The sequence below is a fragment of the Mitsuaria sp. TWR114 genome (genome assembly GCF_007997345.1).
In genome coordinates this window covers 1-2,414 of record NZ_VOSR01000842.1, presented here as the reverse complement: position 1 = coordinate 2,414, position 2,414 = coordinate 1, and the positions used below count along the sequence as shown (strand labels likewise).

2 protein-coding genes are annotated in these 2,414 nt (G+C 72.1%); both read right to left on the bottom strand.

Translation table 11 applies throughout. The features are described from left to right. Positions 1-10: 10 nt before the first annotated feature. Positions 11-1,477: a glutamate--cysteine ligase gene (locus tag FUT87_RS24810; RefSeq protein ID WP_404935445.1), complete on the bottom strand. Its 1,467-nt coding sequence runs from the start codon at positions 1,475-1,477 to the stop codon at positions 11-13. A gap of 298 nt (positions 1,478-1,775) precedes the next feature. Next, a complete protein-coding gene (locus FUT87_RS24805) occupies positions 1,776-2,312 on the bottom strand; it encodes a helix-turn-helix domain-containing protein (RefSeq protein ID WP_404935444.1) in 537 nt (178 codons plus the stop codon). Positions 2,313-2,414 lie beyond the last annotated feature (102 nt).

Genomic DNA, 2,414 nt, shown 5'->3' with positions numbered 1-2,414 from the left:
GCCGGCGGCCTCAGCCGCGCAGCTGCGCCGGATCGAGGTACTGCTGGCGGAAGGTCTCGAAGTCGACCGTGTCGGCCGCCTCGATCGCCGCCTGCGTCTCCAGCGAGGCCCGCGCCGACTGTTCGAAGCGGGCCATCAGGCCCTCGGGCATCGGCTGCGCCAGCACATGGGCGCGGGCGGCCTCGGAGCGGGAAGCGACGAAGTCCAGGTGCGAGCACCGGTGTCCGGCGCTCATCGCCGCCAGCACCCGCGCCGACGGCAGCTCGTCCGGCCGCTCCCAGCGCTCGACGGCCTGGGCGAGCGCCTCGCGGTACAGCGAGCCGCCCAGCGCCTCGTCGATCTTGCGGGCGATCGGCGCGAAGTCGGTCAGCAGCTCGCGGCCCCAGTCGCGCAGCGCGATCTCGCCGCCGCGGCGCTCCAGCTTCAGGCCGGGCTCGCGTCCGGCCGAGGCGGTGCGGTGCTGGTTGCGGGCTAGCGCGCCGAGTTCGTCCGGCGTGTCGTTGGGGCTGTCGGTCAGCCAGCAGTGCAGCAGGAAGATGTCCAGGAAACGCATCGTGCTGGCGGCGATGCCGACCGGCTCGAACGGATCCAGGTCCATGCAGCGGACCTCGATGTATTCGACGCCGCGCTCGCGCAGCGCATGCAGCGGACGCTCGCCCGAGCGAATGGTGCGCTTGGGGCGGATCGTGCCGTAGAACTCGTTCTCGATCTGCAGCAGCGTGGTTGACAACTGGTTGTATTCGCCGCCCGGATTGACCACGCCGACCTTCTCGTAGGCGGGGTAGGGGCGGGTCAGCGCGTCCTGCAGCGAGGCGGCGTAGCCGTCCAGGCTGTTGTAGCTGACCGCCAGCGAGGCCTGCGCGTCACTCTGGTAGCCGAGGCGGCCCATGCGCAGCGAGGTGCCGTGGGGCATGTGCAGCGTGCCGTCGGTCAGCGGCTGCAGGCCGTGCTCGCGGCCGGCGACGAAGCTGGCGCACAGCGCCGGTGATGCGCCGAACAGCGTCAGCAGCAGAAAGGAATGGCGGCGGAAGTTGCGGATCAGCGCGAAGTGGTCGGCGTTGTCCAGGCCCGGCATCGACCAGTTGTAGTGGATGCCGGAGATGGTCTGCATGCGCCGCCCGTAGCGGTGGCCCAGGCCCATGCGGTAGACGCTCTTGGCGCGGCCGATGTTGGAGGCGCCGTAGCGGCCGATGGGGATGGTTTCATCGGCGGGCAGCAGGCAGGGCATGCTCGACGCCCACATCAGTTCCTCGCCCAGGCTGCGGTAGACGGCCTGGTGGATCTCGGTCAGCTGCGCCAGGCAGGCCTCGGCGGAGGCATGCACGCCGGTGATCAGCTCCAGCTGCGACTCGCTGAAGTCGGTGGTGACCGTCTCATGGGTCAGCGCGGAGCCGAGCGCGGTCGGATGCGGCGTCAGCGCCAGCGAGGCGGCGGTCGGCAGCGCGCGCAGGCTTTCCTTCTCCACGCCGCGGCGCATGCCCGCCAGACGGGCCGGATCCAGGGCCTCCAGTCGCTTCAGCCAATCGCTCAAAACCCGCTCCTCGTTCGATGTGGGCGCGCAAGTTAACAGATGTGCACGAATCCCGCTTGACTTGGCTTTCTCGGGTTTGTGCTAAGCGGGGTGAGGCGATCGACCGGCCTTCAGCGGGTCAACGGCCGGCAATCCCTCGCAACTTGCGGGCAATCCGCAGGCCGGAGGGGGCCTCGGGGGCCCGCCCTGGGCCGGACTCGCAGCGGGCCGGCGCGGGACCCGCTCCGGTGGGGAACGCAGCGGCTCAGGCCGGCGCGCTCATCCGTCGTCGCGTGCGCCGGAGCTGCTGGTCCGAGCTGAAGCCGGCAGCCAGTGCCGCCTGCGCCGGCCGCTGGCCCCGCGCCAGCTCACGCCGGGCCAGTTCAAGCCGGATCGCGCGCAGGTAGTCCAGCGGCGTGGTGCCGCCGTGCTGGGTGAAGAGCCGGGTGAGGTGGCGCGGCGTGACATGGGCGACCTCGGCCATCCGAGCCAGGCTCCAGTCCGCGCGCGGGTCGCCGCAGATCGCGTCCTGCACCCGGTGCAGCGCGGGATGCAGGTGGTGGCGGTGCGCCAGCATCGGCGACAGCTCCGGGTCCTGCGCGCCGCGCCGCAGGTAGACCACCATCACCTGCGCCACCGACGCGGCCAGCGCCTCGCCGCAGTGCTCGGCGATGAGGGCCAGCACCAGGTCGATGCCGGCCGTGATGCCGGCGCTGCTGGCCAGCGGCCGTCGAGCACGAACACCCGGTTGGCCTGCACGTCCGCGCCGGGCGCGGCGCGCGCAGCGCGTCGAGCGATTCATGGTGCGTGGTGCAGCGCCGGCCCTCGAGCAGCCCGGCCCGGGCCGCGAGCAGGGCGCCGGCGCAGATGCTCAGCAGCCGGCCTTCGCCGCCGGCCAGCAGCG